Annotated in this window: 19 protein-coding genes; 9 read left to right on the top strand and 10 right to left on the bottom strand. The window is 64.0% G+C overall.

Annotated features, from left to right (window positions below; genetic code table 11):
• Positions 1-2: 2 nt before the first annotated feature.
• The gene (locus tag OH705_RS01340; RefSeq protein WP_267300663.1) at positions 3-1,121 is read right to left on the bottom strand and encodes an aminopeptidase; all 1,119 of its coding nucleotides are present in this window, start codon (positions 1,119-1,121) and stop codon (positions 3-5) included.
• An 88-nt stretch (positions 1,122-1,209) separates the two neighbouring features.
• Here OH705_RS01340 and OH705_RS01335 point away from each other — a divergent pair, with 88 nt between their 5' ends.
• Both OH705_RS01335 and OH705_RS01330 read left to right on the top strand, forming a co-directional pair.
• Positions 1,210-1,623: a hypothetical protein gene (locus OH705_RS01335; protein WP_023628734.1), complete on the top strand. Its 414-nt coding sequence runs from the start codon at positions 1,210-1,212 to the stop codon at positions 1,621-1,623.
• Positions 1,624-1,678: 55 nt separating this feature from the next.
• The gene (locus tag OH705_RS01330) at positions 1,679-2,092 is read left to right on the top strand and encodes a hypothetical protein (RefSeq protein ID WP_023628733.1); all 414 of its coding nucleotides are present in this window, start codon (positions 1,679-1,681) and stop codon (positions 2,090-2,092) included.
• A gap of 39 nt (positions 2,093-2,131) precedes the next feature.
• On the opposite strand, the gene OH705_RS01325 is transcribed toward OH705_RS01330, so the two are convergent.
• Positions 2,132-2,365, bottom strand: coding sequence for a DUF1161 domain-containing protein (locus OH705_RS01325; RefSeq protein ID WP_023628732.1), 234 nt, complete (start codon positions 2,363-2,365; stop codon positions 2,132-2,134).
• A gap of 75 nt (positions 2,366-2,440) precedes the next feature.
• Entirely contained in the window at positions 2,441-2,866 is a 426-nt protein-coding gene (locus tag OH705_RS01320) for an OsmC family protein (RefSeq protein ID WP_028688713.1), read from the bottom strand.
• 153 nt (positions 2,867-3,019) lie between these two features.
• Here OH705_RS01320 and OH705_RS01315 point away from each other — a divergent pair, with 153 nt between their 5' ends.
• Entirely contained in the window at positions 3,020-4,024 is a 1,005-nt protein-coding gene (locus tag OH705_RS01315; protein ID WP_038707101.1) for an LLM class flavin-dependent oxidoreductase, read from the top strand.
• 50 nt (positions 4,025-4,074) lie between these two features.
• On the opposite strand, the gene OH705_RS01310 is transcribed toward OH705_RS01315, so the two are convergent.
• Positions 4,075-4,290, bottom strand: coding sequence for a DUF1161 domain-containing protein (locus OH705_RS01310; RefSeq protein ID WP_267300662.1), 216 nt, complete (start codon positions 4,288-4,290; stop codon positions 4,075-4,077).
• 102 nt (positions 4,291-4,392) lie between these two features.
• A complete protein-coding gene (locus OH705_RS01305) occupies positions 4,393-4,608 on the bottom strand; it encodes a dodecin (protein WP_023632599.1) in 216 nt (71 codons plus the stop codon).
• 149 nt (positions 4,609-4,757) lie between these two features.
• Here OH705_RS01305 and OH705_RS01300 point away from each other — a divergent pair, with 149 nt between their 5' ends.
• Complete coding sequence (locus OH705_RS01300) at positions 4,758-5,081, top strand: DUF883 family protein (protein ID WP_023632598.1); 324 nt, start codon at positions 4,758-4,760, stop codon at positions 5,079-5,081.
• Here the strand turns inward: OH705_RS01300 and OH705_RS01295 are convergent.
• Positions 5,078-5,974 carry a LysR family transcriptional regulator gene (locus OH705_RS01295; RefSeq protein ID WP_046853594.1) on the bottom strand — a complete coding sequence of 299 codons (897 nt, stop codon included), beginning with the start codon at positions 5,972-5,974 and terminating at the stop codon, positions 5,078-5,080. The genes OH705_RS01300 and OH705_RS01295 overlap by 4 nt on opposite strands.
• Positions 5,975-6,085: 111 nt before the next feature.
• On the opposite strand from OH705_RS01295, the gene trpB reads away from it, so the two are divergent.
• Positions 6,086-7,303: a tryptophan synthase subunit beta gene (gene trpB, locus OH705_RS01290; RefSeq protein ID WP_267300661.1), complete on the top strand. Its 1,218-nt coding sequence runs from the start codon at positions 6,086-6,088 to the stop codon at positions 7,301-7,303.
• Positions 7,300-8,109 (top strand): tryptophan synthase subunit alpha, encoded by an 810-nt coding sequence (trpA, locus tag OH705_RS01285; protein ID WP_104444667.1) that lies wholly within the window; start codon positions 7,300-7,302, stop codon positions 8,107-8,109. Before trpB ends, trpA begins: the two co-directional genes overlap by 4 nt.
• A 74-nt stretch (positions 8,110-8,183) precedes the next feature.
• Here the strand turns inward: trpA and OH705_RS01280 are convergent, their stop codons facing one another.
• Both OH705_RS01280 and OH705_RS01275 read right to left on the bottom strand, forming a co-directional pair.
• Positions 8,184-8,516: a DOPA 4,5-dioxygenase family protein gene (locus OH705_RS01280; protein ID WP_023631190.1), complete on the bottom strand. Its 333-nt coding sequence runs from the start codon at positions 8,514-8,516 to the stop codon at positions 8,184-8,186.
• 51 nt (positions 8,517-8,567) lie between these two features.
• Positions 8,568-9,464 (bottom strand): choline sulfate utilization transcriptional regulator, encoded by an 897-nt coding sequence (locus tag OH705_RS01275; RefSeq protein ID WP_267300657.1) that lies wholly within the window; start codon positions 9,462-9,464, stop codon positions 8,568-8,570.
• A 109-nt stretch (positions 9,465-9,573) separates the two neighbouring features.
• Between OH705_RS01275 and betC the strand changes: the two genes are divergently transcribed.
• The 3 genes from betC to OH705_RS01260 all read left to right on the top strand — a co-directional run bounded on the left by betC (position 9,574) and on the right by OH705_RS01260 (position 13,727).
• The gene (gene betC / locus OH705_RS01270) at positions 9,574-11,091 is read left to right on the top strand and encodes a choline-sulfatase (RefSeq protein WP_038707098.1); all 1,518 of its coding nucleotides are present in this window, start codon (positions 9,574-9,576) and stop codon (positions 11,089-11,091) included.
• A gap of 14 nt (positions 11,092-11,105) precedes the next feature.
• Positions 11,106-12,029, top strand: a complete 924-nt coding sequence (gene choX, locus OH705_RS01265) for a choline ABC transporter substrate-binding protein (RefSeq protein ID WP_104444668.1) — start codon at positions 11,106-11,108, stop codon at positions 12,027-12,029.
• A gap of 132 nt (positions 12,030-12,161) precedes the next feature.
• On the top strand, positions 12,162-13,727 hold the full coding sequence (locus OH705_RS01260; protein ID WP_267300656.1) for a SulP family inorganic anion transporter: 1,566 nt from the start codon (positions 12,162-12,164) through the stop codon (positions 13,725-13,727).
• Positions 13,728-13,760: 33 nt separating this feature from the next.
• On the opposite strand, the gene aroE is transcribed toward OH705_RS01260, so the two are convergent.
• Positions 13,761-14,585: a shikimate dehydrogenase gene (gene aroE, locus OH705_RS01255; RefSeq protein ID WP_104444669.1), complete on the bottom strand. Its 825-nt coding sequence runs from the start codon at positions 14,583-14,585 to the stop codon at positions 13,761-13,763.
• A 25-nt stretch (positions 14,586-14,610) separates the two neighbouring features.
• A complete protein-coding gene (gene hemF / locus OH705_RS01250) occupies positions 14,611-15,522 on the bottom strand; it encodes an oxygen-dependent coproporphyrinogen oxidase (protein WP_267300654.1) in 912 nt (303 codons plus the stop codon).
• Positions 15,523-15,650 lie beyond the last annotated feature (128 nt).

Below are 15,650 nucleotides of genomic sequence, written 5' to 3'. Positions count from 1 at the left end.
CTTTATCGCGGATCAGGCCCGCACCCACGCGCTGTCGTGGCAGCGGGCTTGCCCCGTGATGAGGCCAGCGCTGCCAACGCCAATTTGCGCTGCTCGATCGGCAATTTTCCAAGCGCTTCCACCCGCTCATAAAACCGCAGCCAATCCCCACCAACCTCTTTGAACAACTGCGAAAAAGCCGGCACCCACTGATCATACAGGCCAAATGGCAACAACTTCGCATTGGTCATCGGCCCGTACATCCAGGCATCGAAACGCCGATCCCCAGCCCAATCCCGAACCCGCACCTCTCGGTATTCGCGCCGCAACCGTTCGAACTCCGCCTGCTTGGCCGCCCGCTTGCCCGCTGCATCCAGCGGCCCGGCATAGATCGCCTGCAGACGCTCGCGGCTGGCGAGCACCAGGCGTATGAAGGCGTCGCGTTGCCCGGCGCCATGCTCCTCGACCGCCGCCAACCCGCGCGCCGCGCGCCATTGCCGGGTGCCTTCCTGCTCGACAAACGACGCGAACGATTCGTTGAACTCGGTATCGTCCTGTACGTAGAAGCGTTGATGCGCCAACTCGTGGAAAATCACCGTGGCCAGGCGCTCCTCGCCCCAGCCGGTCATGGTCGAAAGAATCGGGTCGTCGAACCAGCCCAGGGTGGAGTAGGCCTCCACGCCCCCGACATAGACATCCAGCCCGTCCTGGCGCATCAGCGCCGCCGCTCCGCGGGCGGCACCCTGGCGGTAGTAACCGCGATAGGCCACGCAACCGGCGATGGGGAAACAATGGGTCACCGGCTGCAATGACAGCTCCGGGGTGGCGAACACGTTCCACACCACGTATGGCCGGCCGAGATCGGCATACACCCGATAACTGCCGTTGTCCGGCAACTTCAGTTGCGCGCTGGCGAAGGCCCGGGCTTTTTCGGCGAACAGCAGGCGCTGCCGCAAGGCCGGGTTGGTGGCAGGGTCTGCAATCACCCGATCCAGCGGCTGGCGTGCCCGCAACAGCTGCCATTGCCCCTCGGCCAGCTGACCGTAATAGCCCACGCTGGAGCAACCGCTCAGCAGGACAGCCAGCGTCACGGGAACAAACCGGGTGAAAACGCGGTCGAGAGCCCGACGGCTGCAGCTCATGAAAAGAAAAAGTCCAAACATCGAGGCTGTCTATCTCGCTCGTCGGCCGAATGCGACCAAGACTATCTCGCCAAGGGGAAGCTTTGCCATGCGTACACTGTTTGCGGTCGGCACGCTCGTGCTGTTGTCCGGGTGTTCCACCTTGCCCGACCCGGACCCGAATCAAGCCTGGGTAGACCTGGCACCGGGTGACAACGATTCGCTGCACGCCCTGCAAGTGGATGAACGCGACTGGGCTGACAGCCGCTATTTCGAGGTACAGCCCGGCAACCATGAACTGACCGTGCGCTACCAGTTCGCCGTGACGCCCAGCAACATCGGCCCGGTAGAGGAGCCGCTGTGGCGCGACTGCCAGCTCAACCTCACCTTCAAGGACTTCACCGCCGGCCAGCGCTACCAGATGCAAGCCGGCAGCATCGGCTTCCGGCCGTGGATCAAACTCTACGACCAGCGCCAGAAGCTGATCGGCCAGGGCGAACCGGCAGGCTGCCAGCGCACCTGAACACCGCGAACGGCGCTATGCTTGTAGCCTGTGAACCGCGAGCGGGAGTTTCACCATGCGCCAGCCCATGATGCTGATGGCCCTCAGTGCTTTGGGGGCTTGCGCCAGCCCCTTGCCCCCCGCCGACCCCGGCAAGGCCTGGATCGACATGTACACCATCACCCCTGGTCGCACCCTCATGGCCGACCGCCTGGACGGCAAGCGCCTCGACGACGGCCGCTATTTCCAGGTGACGCCGGGCCGGCATGAACTGGTGGTGCGCTTCGACTACGAGATCTACGCCGGTGGCTTCAGTACCGACCCGACCGAGCGGACCTGCTACCTGACCGTGCGCTACAACGATTTCAAGGCGGGCGAGCGTTACCGCCTGGAGGCCCGGGCTCCGGCGATGCAGCCGCAGGTGTTGCTGTACGATGCCAGCCGAAAGGTGGTGGTGAACGAACCGAGCAACGTCACCTGCATTCCTTGATCGATGGTGGGGCTGCTGTGCAGCCCCGACTGTCGAGCCTTACCGATCATTCTTCTGGTAGATGATCTTCTTCGTGCCGCCATCGCAGCTGCCAACGATCATATTGGGGTCACTGACCTCGCCATTGGGCACGACCTCCAGCGTGTAGGAGGAAACCTTGTTCGCCTGGATCTTCGCTTCGATCTCGGCCTTCAGTTCCTCGCACGGCTTGGGCGCGGCCAGGGCGGCGGTGGCCAGCAGGGAAGCCAGCACACCAAATGCTACGCGGATCATGGAACGGCTCCTGAGGCAGGGCAGACGAGCTGCCAACGCTGGTTAGACTACAGGAAACCGCCGCCGTTGCGCCGCCTAGGAAAGCAGCGTGGCATCAAGGCTGATAGTTGCGTTCAGCACCTTGGACACCGGGCAGCCAGCCTTGGCCTTGTTGGCGATCTCCTGGAACTGCGCCTCGCTGGCCCCAGGCACGGTGGCCTTGAGGGTCAGGTGAACGGCGGTGATGGCAAAGCCATCAGCCTGCTTGTCCAAGCTTACCTCGGCGTGAGTGTCGATCCGTTCAGGCGTGAATCCCGCCTCGCCCAACATCATCGACAACGCCATGGAGAAGCAGCCGGCATGGGCAGCGCCGATCAGCTCCTCCGGGTTGGTCCCGGGCGTGCCTTCGAAACGGGTGTTGAAGCCGTAGGGCGCTTGCTTGAGCGCGCCGCTTTCAGTGGAGATCTGGCCCTTGCCATCCTTCAGGCCACCTTGCCAGACCGCCGATGCTGTCTTCTTCATGCTGCCTCCTGTCACAGGGTTGGGGTGTCTAAGGTTCTGAGGACCAGGCCCACGCCAAGTTCAGATCAATCTGCAAGAAGGCATTGAATCCAGCGAATATGCCCATACAGAGTCCAGAAGGCCCATGGCCAACCACCTGTAGCGGAGGCTCCAATGACGCACCTGCGAGACCTGAAGATTTCCACCCTCGACCTGGTGCCCGTACGCGCCGACGGCAGCCCGGCGCAATCGCTGCGCAATTCGCTGGACCTGGCGCAACACGTCGAGGGTTTCGGCTACAACCGCTTCTGGGTCGCCGAGCATCACAACATGGACGGTATCGCCAGCTCGGCCACCGCCGTGCTGATCGGTTACCTCGCCGGGGGTACCTCGACCATCCGCATCGGTTCTGGCGGGGTGATGCTGCCCAACCACGCACCGCTGGTAATCGCCGAACAATTCGGCACCCTCGCCAGCCTGTACCCAGGCCGCATCGACCTGGGCCTGGGCCGCGCCCCGGGCTCCGACCAGATGACCGCCCGCGCCTTGCGCCGCGAGCGCTCCGGCAGCGCCGACGACTTTCCGGACGATGTCGAGGAACTGTCACGCTACCTGGGCCCGCGCACCGACGACCAGAAGGTCATCGCCGTACCCGGCCACGACACCGAGGTACCCATGTGGCTGCTCGGCTCCAGCCTGTTCAGCGCCCAGCTCGCCGGCATGCGCGGCATGCCCTACGCCTTCGCTTCGCATTTCGCGCCGCGCTACATGCACGAGGCGATCCGCATCTATCGCGACCATTTCAAACCGTCGACGACGCTGGACAAGCCTTACGTGATGCTGGGCATTCCGATGGTGGTGGCTGAAACCGACGAAAAGGCCGAATACCTGGCCACCTCGGTGTACCAGCGCATCCTCGCGCTGATCCGTGGCCAGAGCCTGATGCAGCGTCCGCCCGTCGAGAGCATGAATGGCCTTTGGCTGCCCCATGAACGTGATGCGGTGAGCAGCTTCCTGGGCCTGGCGATGATCGGCAGCCCGCAGAAGGTGCGGGCGAAGGTCGAGGTGTTGCTGGAGCAGACGGGGGCGGACGAGCTGATCTTTACCAGTGACCTGTATGAGCACGCGGACCGGATCAAGTCCTATGAGCTGATGGCGCAGGCACTCAAGGCCGAGTGAACTCAATCGCGGGGCAAGCCGCTGCGACTTGCCGCGCGATAAGGATTCGATCAGCCGCGGCGGTAGACGATTTCCTTGGTCCCGCCCTCGCAGCTGCCGATTACCTTGCCGGCCGGCTCGCCCTTGTTGACGATCTCCAGCGAGTACCCCTTCACCCCTTTGGCATCGAGCTTCGCCGCAATCTCAGCCTTGAGTTCCTCGCACGGCTTGCCCGCCGCCATCGCACCGCCAGCCATCAGCCCCACGGCCAGAATCAATTTCTTCATCGATCGCTTTCCTTGTACAGATCAAAGACAAAAAGGGCGCGAAGCACGCGCCCTGCAACCTTGATACCCCAACACGCCGGGCGAGCCTAGCCCAGCTTGGTTTCAGCTGTTGGCGATGCGGAACCCAACCTTCAGCGTCACCTGGAAATGCGCGGCTTTGTTGTCACGGATATGCCCGCGGGTATCGATCACTTCGAACCATTCCAGGTGCTTGATGCTCTTGCCGGCCTCGGCCAGGGCATTGTTGATCGCTTCTTCGATGCTGGTGGGCGAAGACCCGACCAGCTCGATCTTCTTGTAGGTGTGATGATCCGACATGAGCGCTCTCCTTGAGTGGTAGTGGCTTGAGCCTAGCAGCACAGGCCCGGTTTACCTGCGAGCGATCGCCGCAGGGGAAAGTTCGATCGCACTTTCACCCAGCTGCGCAGTCGCAACCTGTACATCCCCACTCAGCAAGGAGAGTCGACATGGCACGCAATGCGTTGCGCAAAACCTCACTGGAAAGCATGGAAGCCGAGATCGAAAGCCTCCTCAAGACTCTGGAAGGCCTCAAGCACGATGCGTCGGAAGAAACGCAGAAGACCATGAAGACGCTGCGCGGCAACGCCGAAAGCGCCCTCAAGCACTCACGCAGCCTGCTCAGCGATGCCTACGAGGAAGTGAAGACCCGCACCCGCGAAACCGGCGTAGCCACCCGCGACTATGCCCAGGAACACCCTTGGACCACCGCAGGTGTCGCGGTAGGCGCCCTGGGCCTGCTGGCCGCCTACCTGATGTGCCGCCGTAACTAACCCGTCTGTCGCTGCAGCTCCTGGCGCAGCCATTGCGCCAGTTGCTCGGCGCGCCCGTCTGCGGCGCGCCGGGGTACCCACAAGGCCAGTGCCGCATTGGTGGGGGAAAAGCCCCATGGCGCGGCCAGCCGCCCGGCCTTAAGGTCGTCCGCCACCAGCGGTTGCGGGGCGATGGCCACACCCAGCCCGGCCACCGCTGCTTCCAGCAAGTAGTAGAGATGCTCGAAGGCTTGCCCGTAACTCAGCGCCTCGGGCGCCAGCCCATGCTGTCGCGCCCAGGTAGGCCAAGCCTGCGGCCGCGAAGTCGTATGGAGTACGGCAACATGCTGCAAAGCCACGGCCGGCAAGGCTTTCAAACGATCGAAAGCGTCAAAGCGCGGGCTCATCACCGGGCCGATGCGCTCCTCGGCGAGCACATGTACCTGCATGTCCGCCGGCCACGGTGGCTCTGCGTAGACCAGCAGTGCGTCCAGCCCCGGGCGTCGCGGATCAAGGTCACCTTCGCCCGCTGACAGGTGCAGGCGCAGCTCCGGCAGGTCGGCTTTCAGGCGCCCCAGGCGGGGGATGAACCAACGCGCCAGCAAGCTGCCGGAGCAACCGAGCACGAACGGCGCTTCGTCGGCATCGCGGGAAAGCTCGGCGCAGACACCGCGCAGCCGGTCGAAGGCCTCGAAGCTGGCATCGCGCAGACGCACACCGGCATCTGTGAGTTTGACGCCACGCCCATCCTTGACGAACAAGGCTACCCCAAGATGCTCCTCAAGCACCTTGATCTGCCGGCTGACCGCGCCATGGGTGACATGAAGCGCTTCTGCTGCCTGGCTGACGCTGTTCAGCCGGGCTGTCGCCTCGAAGGCCCGCAACGCATTGAGGGGAGGAAGGTCCTGAGCCATCTTACTTGTGAGTTTTCCTGACAGGTTTGCGCAATCTTATCGGTTTTCAGCCGACCACGTCGTGGTTAGAGTAAAGCTCATCGAATCTCTACTTCGCCTACGGAGCGCCCCATGACCCAGACCCAATACCGCCCCGGCCCCGACGCCAACGGCCTGTTCGGCTCGTTCGGCGGCCGCTACGTGGCCGAAACCCTGATGCCGCTGGTACTCGACCTTGCCCGCGAATACGACGCCGCCAAGGCCGACCCCAAGTTCCTTGAAGAGCTGGCCTACTTCCAGCGCGACTACATCGGCCGGCCCAACCCGCTGTACTTCGCCGAGCGCCTGACCGAGCACTGCGGCGGCGCCAAGATCTTCTTCAAGCGTGAAGAACTCAACCACACCGGCGCGCACAAGGTGAACAACTGTATCGGCCAGGTGCTGCTGGCCAAGCGCATGGGCAAGAAACGCCTGATCGCCGAGACCGGCGCCGGCATGCACGGCGTGGCCACCGCCACCGTCGCCGCGCGCTTCGGCCTGCCCTGCGTGATCTACATGGGCGCCACCGACATCGAGCGCCAGCAGGCCAACGTGTTCCGCATGAAGTTGCTGGGCGCCGAGATCGTTCCGGTCACCGCTGGCACCGGCACGCTCAAGGACGCCATGAACGAAGCCCTGCGCGACTGGGTGACCAACGTCGATGACACCTTCTACCTGATCGGCACCGTGGCAGGTCCCCACCCGTACCCGGCGATGGTCCGCGACTTCCAGTCGATCATTGGCAAAGAGACCCGCGCCCAGTTGCACGAGAAGGAAGGGCGACTGCCCGACAGCCTGATCGCCTGCGTCGGCGGCGGCTCCAACGCCATGGGCCTGTTCCACGAGTTCCTCGAAGAGCCCAGCGTCAAGATCATCGGCGTCGAGGCCGGCGGCCACGGCGTGCACACCGACAAGCACGCGGCCAGCCTGAACGGCGGCGTACCAGGCGTGCTGCACGGCAACCGCACCTACCTGCTGCAGGACGACGACGGCCAGATCACCGACGCCCACTCGATTTCCGCAGGCCTGGACTACCCCGGCATCGGCCCGGAGCACGCTTACCTGCACGAAGTGAAGCGCGTGGAATACGTCAGCATCACCGACGACGAAGCCCTCGACGCCTTCCACACCAGCTGCCGCCTGGAAGGCATCATCCCGGCGCTGGAAAGCTCCCACGCCCTGGCCGAGGCGATCAAGCGCGCCCCGACCCTGCCCAAGGACCACTTGATGGTGATCTGCCTGTCCGGTCGTGGCGACAAAGACATGCAAACCGTGATGAACCACATGGCCGCCCAGGAGAAACAGGTATGAGCCGTCTCGAACAACGCTTCGCCGATCTCAAGGCCGAAGGCCGCTCGGCACTGGTCACCTTCGTTACCGCTGGCGACCCCGGCTACGATGCCTCGCTGCAAATCCTCAAGGGCCTGCCGGCCGCCGGTGCCGACGTGATCGAGCTGGGCATGCCGTTCACCGATCCGATGGCCGATGGCGTGGCGATCCAGCTCGCCACCCTGCGCGCCCTGGAAGCCGGCCAGACCCTGGCCAAGACCTTGCAGATGGTGCGTGAATTCCGCGTGGATAACCAAACCACTCCGATCGTGCTGATGGGTTACTACAACCCGATCCATCGCTTCGGCGTGGAGCAGTTCGTCGCCGAAGCCAAGGAAGCTGGTGTCGATGGCCTGATCATCGTCGACCTGCCGCCCGAGCATGACGCCGAGCTGGCCACACCGGCCCAGGCCGCGGGCATCGACTTCATCCGCCTGACCACCCCGACCACCGACGACGCGCGCCTGCCACGCGTGCTGGAGCGCAGTTCCGGATTCGTCTACTACGTCTCGGTGGCCGGTGTGACCGGTGCGGGCTCGGCGACCACCGAGCATGTGACCGAGGCCATTGCGCGCCTGCGTCGGCATACCGACCTGCCGATCAGCGTTGGTTTCGGTATTCGCACGCCGGAGCAGGCTGCGGCTATCGCCCGCCTGGCCGATGGCGTGGTGGTGGGCTCGGCGCTGGTCGACAAGATCGCCCAGGCCAAGGGTGCCGAGCAGGCCGTGACTGATGTGCTGAGCCTGTGCTCGGCGCTGGCCGAAGGTGTGCGCGCGGCACGCAACTAAGCGCGAGGGCTCCGCCCTCGATCGCCGGCAAGCCGGCTCCCACACGACTCGTGGGAGCTTGCCGGCCCAAGCAACTAGCCTTCGAAAATCGACAGGTCCAACGGCCTGATTGCCCCCATCCAGATCGCATGATCGCGGTGATCCGCCAGTTCATCCCCGGTTTCCGGGTGCAGGAACACCACCAGCCCCTTGCGATACAGCGCCAGCCACGGCAGTACCACCCCCACGACCTCCGGCCCGAACGCCAGCTGGCAGCTCCAGTCCGGGTGCGGCCCGACCGGCTTCTGGTGCATGCGACCCATGGTCACGGGAAACAGCCGCGTCGCCTCCTCGCAGAGTTCACGGGCCTGTTGCATGGTCGATGCGTCGTAGTACACGTGGGCGTGATAGCCCTTGATCCTTTGCACGGTGGCTCCTGATTGCAGTAATGCGAACATCTTGAAGTCTACGCCATCTCATTACAGGCGCTCCTGCTCCAGCCAATCCACAAACCGCTCGATCAACGCCCCACGCCGCTTGCGTGGCGGCAGCACCACGTAATACCCCCGCTTCGAGCGCAAACTGCCTTCCAGCGGCCGGCACAGCAGCCCCTGCTCGACCAGCCCATCCACCAGGTGCGCCCAGCCGATCGCCACGCCCTGGCCGGCAATCGCGGCCTGAATCAGCAGGGTGTAGTTGTCGAACCGCAGTTGACCGGACGGAGGAGGGCTGTCCACACCAAGACCACGGAAAACTCCGGCCCAATCGAACCAGCGACTGGCCTGCTCGCCCTTCAGATGCAGCAATGGCAATCTCTGCAAAGCCACGGCTGACAAGGGTTTGCCATGAATCAGCCGAGGGCTGCACACCGGAAAAACTTCCTCATCGAACAGCCAGCGGCTCTCGCCCTGATGGAATCGCTCATCACCGAACAGCACCGCCACATCGATGTCCGGACGCAGCATCGCCTGGCTGCGCTCGCCGGTCACCAGGCTCACGTCCACCTGTGGATAAGCCTCGTGGAAACGCTGCAGGCGTGGCATCAGCCAGAACGCCGCAAAGGCGAAGTCGGTAGCTACCTGCAGCACCTCGCGCTGGCCGCGCCCACTGGCTTGGGCAACGCCATCGTCCATCGCCTGCAAGCCCTGGTGCACCTGCTCGAACAACAGCAACCCCGCCTCGGTCAGCTCGATACCGCGGTAGATCCGGTCGAACAACCGCGTGCCCAGCTGCGCCTCCAGGCGCTTCATCTGCTGGCTGACCGCCGGCTGGGTCGTGCCCAGCTCCACGGCGGCAGCGGTGAAACTGCGCAGGCGGGCGGCGGCCTCGAACACGCGCAAGGTGTCGAGGGGCAGGTCGGCAAGGTGCTCAAACATAAGCTTGGCTAATCCCAGTCATTGCCCGGCATGGGCTTTACCACTGTTATCCGCAGCCGCATGCTGGATTGCAAGCGGTACCCATAACTCTCGACGATGGAAGGCTCCCATGAAGCGACCCAACATCCTGTTCATCATGGCCGATCAGATGGCCGCGCCCTTGCTGCCCATCTACAATCCATCGCCGATCAAGATGCCCCACCTGGCTCGCCTCGCCGAAAAGGCCGTGGTGTTCGACAGTGCCTACTGCAACAGCCCCCTGTGTGCGCCGTCGCGCTTCACCCTGGTCAGCGGTCAGTTACCCAGCCGTATCGGCGCCTACGACAACGCTGCCGATTTCCCCGCCGACGCGCCCACCTACGCCCACTACCTGCGCCGCCTCGGCTACCGCACAGCGCTATCGGGCAAGATGCACTTCTGCGGCCCGGACCAACTGCACGGCTACGAAGAACGCCTGACCAGCGATATCTACCCGGCAGACTACGGCTGGGCGGTGAACTGGGATGAACCGGAGGTGCGCCCGAGCTGGTACCACAACATGTCCTCGGTGTTGCAGGCCGGGCCCTGCGTGCGCACCAACCAGCTGGATTTCGATGAAGAGGTGGTGTTCAAGGCGCGCCAGTACCTCTATGACCATGTGCGCGAGGACGACGGCCGGCCGTTCTGCCTGACCGTCTCCATGACCCACCCCCACGACCCCTACACCATTCCCAAGCACTACTGGGACATGTACGAGGATGTGGATATCCCCCTGCCGCAGGACGAGATCGCTCAGGGCGAGCAGGACCCGCACTCGCAACGGCTGCTCAAGGTCTACGACCTGTGGAACAAGCCACTACCTGTGGACAAGATCCGCGACGCCCGCCGCGCCTATTTCGGTGCCTGCAGCTACATCGACGACAACATCGGCAAGCTCCTGCAGACCCTTGAGGAGTGCGGCCTGGCCGACGACACCCTGATCGTGTTCTCGGGCGATCACGGCGACATGCTTGGCGAGCGCGGACTCTGGTACAAGATGCACTGGTTCGAGATGTCGGCGCGGGTACCGTTGCTGATCCACGCGCCCAAGCGCTTCGGGCCAGCTCGCGTCAGCGCCAGCGTTTCCACCTGCGACCTGTTGCCGACCCTGGTCGAACTGGCCGGCGGCGCTGTGGATAACCACCTGCACCTGGACGGCCGCTCGCTGCTCGGCCACCTGCAAGGGCAGGGCGGGCATGACGAGGTAATAGGCGAGTACATGGCCGAAGGCACGGTCGGCCCGCTGATGATGATCCGCCGTGGCCCCTACAAGTTCGTGTACAGCGAAGACGACCCATGGCTACTCTACGACCTGAGCCGCGACCCGCACGAGCGGGAGAACCTCACCGGCAGCCCGGACCACCAGGCGCTGCTGCAGGCATTTGCCGATGAAGCCAGGCAGCGCTGGGATATCCCGGCCCTGCGCCAGCAGGTGCTGGCCAGCCAACGGCGCCGCCGCCTGGTGGCCGAGGCACTGGCCATCGGCAAGCTGAAAAGCTGGGACCACCAACCGTTGGTGGACGCCAGCCAACAGTACATGCGCAACCATATCGATCTCGACGACCTCGAGCGCAAGGCACGTTATCCACAGCCCGCACCCCTGGATTGAGAAGAGAGGCCGCCATGCAGAAGTTCTCCACCGCCGTGCTCACCCTGGCCCTGAGCCTGGGCACGGCCCACGCCGCCGACAACGACGCGCAATGCAGCACCGTGAAGATGGCCGACCCCGGCTGGAGCGATATCGCCAGCACCAACGCCGTGGCCCGGCTGCTCCTGGAAAGCCTGGGGTACCAGGTGAAGATCGACAGCCTGGCCGTGCCGATTATCTATGGCGGCCTGAAAGATGGCCGGGTGGATGCTTTCCTCGGCAATTGGATGCCGGCGCAGCAGGGCTTCCATGACAAGTTCATCGCCAATGGCGATGTGCAGCAACTGGCGAAAAACCTGGAAGGCACCGAGTTCACCCTGGCGGTGCCCGATTACGTATGGAACGCGGGCGTGAAAGACTTCGCCGACCTGCACAAGCACGCTGCGCAGTTCGACAAGAAGCTCTACGGCATTGGTTCAGGCGCACCGGCCAACTTGTCGCTGAAAGAGATCATCGACAAGAATGAGTTCGACCTGGGCCAGTGGAAACTGGTCGAGTCCAGCGAGCAGGCGATGCTCGCTCAAGTGGACCGGGCAGTGAAGAAGCAGCAGTTCATCACCTTCCTGGGCTGGACTCCGCATCCGATGAACGTGAAGCTGAAGATGCATTACCTTACGGGCGGGGAGAAATGGTTCGGCAGCAAGGGCGATGTCTACACCCTGACCCGCAAAGGTTATCCACAAGCCTGCCCGAATGCGGCGAAGCTGCTGGGGAACTTGAAGTTCTCGCTGGAGATGGAGAACAGCATCATGGCCGAGGTTGTGGATAAGAAGGTGAGCTTCGATGAGGCGGCCAAGGCTTGGGTGAAAGCGCATCCGCAGTTGTTGGAAGGGTGGTTGGCTGGAGTGACCACCAAAGCCGGTGGTGACGCGCTAGAGGCTATAAAGGCCAAACTATGACTTAACAAGCGACACAACACCTGTAGGAGCGGCTTTAGCCGCGATTACCCGCGCAGTGGGTACCAGACACCGCGTTGCCTGCATCGCGGCTGAAGCCGCTCCTACAGCGATCATGCACCTCAAGGACACCCCATGCCCCGCCTGACCCACCTGCTGCCCTTCCTCACCTGGCTGCCCCGCCAATCGGGCCGCAGCCTGCGCCAGGACCTGCTGGTGGGCCTGAGCGGCGCCATCCTCGCCCTGCCGCAGTCAATTGCCTACGCCCTGATCGCCGGGCTGCCCGCCGAGTACGGCCTGTACGCCGCCATCGTCCCCGTGCTGATCGCCTGTCTGTGGGGCTCGTCCTGGCACCTGATCTGCGGGCCCACGGCCGCCATCTCCATCGTCCTCTACGCCAGCATCAGCCCCCTGGCCGTGGCCGGCAGCGCCGACTATGTAACTCTGGTACTGCTGCTGACCTTCCTTGGCGGCATCTTCCAGCTGCTGCTGGGGCTGTTGCGCTTCGGTGCGCTGGTCAATTTCGTTTCCCACTCGGTGGTGCTGGGCTTCACCCTCGGCGCCGCCATCGTCATCGCCCTTGGGCAGTTACCGAACCTCCTGGGGATGGACCTGCCGAGCCAGGCCACGGCGTTGAAGACTGTGCAGGACCTGGCTGGACACATGGGCGAAGTTGATCTGTCATCGCTGGCCCTGGGCCTGGCCACGCTGGTCATCGGTATTGCCCTGAAGCTGTGGCGCCCGCGCTGGCCGAGCCTGTTGATAAGCCTGCTGCTGGTCAGCCTGGTGGCTTGGCTATTTCCCAGCGTGTTCGGCCATGTGTCCAGGGTGGCTGCGTTCACCGGGCAACTCCCGCCCTTCAGCCCGCTGCCTCTGCTGGATGTGGAACTGATGCTGCGGCTGCTGCCCAGCGCTGTGGCGGTGGGCATGCTAGGGCTGGTCACCAGCCTGTCGATTGCCCGCTCGTTGTCGGCACGTTCGGAGCAACTGATAGATCCTGACCAGGAAATCCGTGCACAGGGCCTGTCTAATATCGGCGGCGCGTTTTTCTCCGGTTATCTGTCCGCAGGTTCCTTCACTCGCTCGGGCCTGAGCTACGATGCCGGCGCCCGCTCGCCACTGGCCGGGGTGTTCTCAGCGCTGTGGGTCGCACTGTTCGCGGTGACCGGCGCCGGGCTGATCGCCCACCTGCCGGTCCCGGCGATGGCAGGGAGCATCCTGCTGATCTGCTGGGGACTGGTAGACCATCGCGGCATTCGCGCGCTGTTCCGGGTCAGCCGCTCGGAGTTCCTGGTGATGGCACTGACGGCGACGGCGACGCTGCTGCTGGAGTTGCAGACGGCGATTTATGCCGGGGTGCTGGCCTCATTGTTCTTCTACCTCAAGCGCACCTCGAGGCCACGGGTGCAGCAAAGCCGGGAAGGGGAGGCGGACGTATTGCGGGTGGGTGGGTCGATCTTCTTTGGCGCGGCGCATTACCTTCAGGTGCGCCTTCAGCGCTGCCAGGGACCACACGTGGTGATCGATGCAAGGCAGGTGAATTTCATCGATTACTCAGGTGTGGATATGTTGCACCGTGAGGCGCGGCGGTTGATGCGCAGTGGCGGGAGCCTGACGTTGCAACGGGCACGACCGCAGGTGGTGGAGGAGTTGCAGAAGCTGGAGGGGGTTGAACTGTGCCCCATTCGCTTTGAGGAATGACTGGGGCTGCTTCGCAGCCCCAAAATTGCAGCCTCAGCCGCGAGCCAATTGCCGACGCAGCTCATCCAGCACCGGCCCGGTCTCAGGCCGAACCCCACGCCAGATAAAGAACGCCTCGGCCGCCTGTTCCGCCAGCATCCCCAATCCATCCAGCACCTTGGCCGCGCCCAGCTTGCTCGCCCACTGGCAGAACGGCGTCGGTTCCTTGCCGTACATCATGTCGTAGCAAACGGTACGCCTCGCCTCGACCAGGCTGTCGGCAATCGGCGGCAGCTCGCCGGACAGGCTCGCCGAGGTGGCGTTGATGATCACGTCAACCGGCTCCTGCAACCAGGCAAAACCGCTGGCCACAACCGGCCCCAGCTCATCGAACTCACGGGCCAGCTGCTCGGCCTTCTCCACCGTGCGATTGGCGATCACCAGCGACTGCGGCTTGTGCGCCAGGATCGGCTCCAGCACGCCACGCACCGCCCCCCCGGCACCGAGGATGAGGATGCGCTTGCCGGCCAGCTCGACCCCGGCGTTGATGGTGAGGTCGCGTACCAGCCCGGCGCCATCGGTATTGTCACCTTGCAACGTACCGTCGGCCAGCTTGCTCAAGGTGTTCACCGCGCCGGCACGCTTGGCACGTGGGGTGAGGCTGTCGCACAGGCGGTAGGCCTCTTCCTTGAACGGCACGGTGACGTTGGCGCCGCAGCCTTGCTTGAAGAAGCCACGGGCGCAGTCGCTGAACTCGTCCAGCGGCGCCAGCAGGGTGGCGTACTCCAGGTCCTCGCCGGTCTGGTCGGCGAACAGACGGTGGATCAGCGGTGATTTGCTGTGGCCGATGGGGTTACCGAAAACGACGTACTGGTCCATGGGTGATCCTCAGGTTTCCACAGGCTTACTGGGCAAGCCAGTCGCGGTCTTGCAGGAAGTACTCGGTCAGGCGCGCTTCTTCGCTGCCTGGTTCGGCTTTCCAATCGTAGCCCCAGCGCACTTGCGGTGGCAGCGACATCAGGATCGATTCGGTGCGGCCACCGGACTGCAGGCCGAACAGGGTGCCACGGTCATAGACCAGGTTGAACTCCACGTAGCGGCCACGGCGGTATTCCTGGAATTCGCGCTGGGCGGGGGTGTACGGGGTGTCCTTGCGGCGCTGGACGATCGGCAGGTAGGCCTCGACATAGGCGTCACCGATGGCGCGGATGAAGGCGAAGCAGGTGTTGAAGTCCCACTCGTTCAGGTCGTCGAAGAACAGGCCGCCGATGCCCCGTGGCTCGCCACGGTGCTTGAGATGGAAGTAGCGGTCGCACCAGGCCTTGTAGCGCGGGTACACGTCGGCGCCGAACGGCGCGCAGGCCTGCTCGGCCACGCGGTGCCAGTGCACGCAATCTTCTTCATTGCCGTAGTAGGGGGTCAGGTCGAAGCCGCCGCCGAACCACCATACAGCCTCTTCACCCTCTTTTTCGGCGATGAAGAACCGCACGTTGGCGTGGGAAGTCGGCACATGCGGGTTGTGCGGGTGGATCACCAACGACACGCCTAGCGCCTCGAACCCACGGCCCGCCAGCTCGGGACGGTGGGCACTGGCCGACGGCGGCAATCCGCTGCCAAACACGTGGGAGAAGTTCACGCCGCCTTTCTCGATCACCTTGCCGTCGCCGATCACCCGCGTGCGACCGCCGCCGCCGGCATCACGCACCCAGGCATCCTCGACGAAGCGGGCGCCGCCGTCTTCGTTCTCGAGGGCAGTGCAGATGCGGTCTTGCAGGTCGAGCAGGTAGGCTTTCACGGCCTCGGTGCGGCTGGTCATCGGGTCACCTGGAAGGAGCGGGGAAAATTCGCCGCGTAGCATACCACCGGCAAACCCCGCGCCGCAGTTGACGGCGATCAAGCAAAGGCGTCCGATAGAAGGCCTTTAAGGTTTGTACGAAAAGTCGC

Origin of the sequence: Pseudomonas sp. BJa3, assembly GCF_026343815.1 — a bacterium.
Classification (GTDB): Bacteria; Pseudomonadota; Gammaproteobacteria; order Pseudomonadales; family Pseudomonadaceae; genus Aquipseudomonas; species Aquipseudomonas soli.
The sequence above is the reverse complement of the archived record's forward strand: the minus strand, read 5'-3'. Positions and strand labels throughout refer to the sequence as shown.

Bases quoted from the DNA above. Each gene is read 5' to 3' on its own strand.
- OH705_RS01315 (WP_038707101.1), top strand. From the start codon at position 3,020: ATGACGCACCTGCGAGACCTGAAGATTTCCACCCTCGACCTGGTGCCC.
- betC (WP_038707098.1), top strand. From the start codon at position 9,574: ATGAAGCGACCCAACATCCTGTTCATCATGGCCGATCAGATGGCCGCG.
- OH705_RS01340 (WP_267300663.1), bottom strand. From the start codon at position 1,121: ATGAGCTGCAGCCGTCGGGCTCTCGACCGCGTTTTCACCCGGTTTGTT.
- trpA (WP_104444667.1), top strand. From the start codon at position 7,300: ATGAGCCGTCTCGAACAACGCTTCGCCGATCTCAAGGCCGAAGGCCGC.
- trpB (WP_267300661.1), top strand. From the start codon at position 6,086: ATGACCCAGACCCAATACCGCCCCGGCCCCGACGCCAACGGCCTGTTC.
- OH705_RS01310 (WP_267300662.1), bottom strand. From the start codon at position 4,290: ATGAAGAAATTGATTCTGGCCGTGGGGCTGATGGCTGGCGGTGCGATG.
- OH705_RS01260 (WP_267300656.1), top strand. From the start codon at position 12,162: ATGCCCCGCCTGACCCACCTGCTGCCCTTCCTCACCTGGCTGCCCCGC.
- OH705_RS01275 (WP_267300657.1), bottom strand. From the start codon at position 9,464: ATGTTTGAGCACCTTGCCGACCTGCCCCTCGACACCTTGCGCGTGTTC.
- OH705_RS01335 (WP_023628734.1), top strand. From the start codon at position 1,210: ATGCGTACACTGTTTGCGGTCGGCACGCTCGTGCTGTTGTCCGGGTGT.
- OH705_RS01305 (WP_023632599.1), bottom strand. From the start codon at position 4,608: ATGTCGGATCATCACACCTACAAGAAGATCGAGCTGGTCGGGTCTTCG.
- OH705_RS01320 (WP_028688713.1), bottom strand. From the start codon at position 2,866: ATGAAGAAGACAGCATCGGCGGTCTGGCAAGGTGGCCTGAAGGATGGC.
- OH705_RS01300 (WP_023632598.1), top strand. From the start codon at position 4,758: ATGGCACGCAATGCGTTGCGCAAAACCTCACTGGAAAGCATGGAAGCC.
- aroE (WP_104444669.1), bottom strand. From the start codon at position 14,585: ATGGACCAGTACGTCGTTTTCGGTAACCCCATCGGCCACAGCAAATCA.
- hemF (WP_267300654.1), bottom strand. From the start codon at position 15,522: ATGACCAGCCGCACCGAGGCCGTGAAAGCCTACCTGCTCGACCTGCAA.
- OH705_RS01330 (WP_023628733.1), top strand. From the start codon at position 1,679: ATGCGCCAGCCCATGATGCTGATGGCCCTCAGTGCTTTGGGGGCTTGC.
- OH705_RS01295 (WP_046853594.1), bottom strand. From the start codon at position 5,974: ATGGCTCAGGACCTTCCTCCCCTCAATGCGTTGCGGGCCTTCGAGGCG.
- choX (WP_104444668.1), top strand. From the start codon at position 11,106: ATGCAGAAGTTCTCCACCGCCGTGCTCACCCTGGCCCTGAGCCTGGGC.
- OH705_RS01325 (WP_023628732.1), bottom strand. From the start codon at position 2,365: ATGATCCGCGTAGCATTTGGTGTGCTGGCTTCCCTGCTGGCCACCGCC.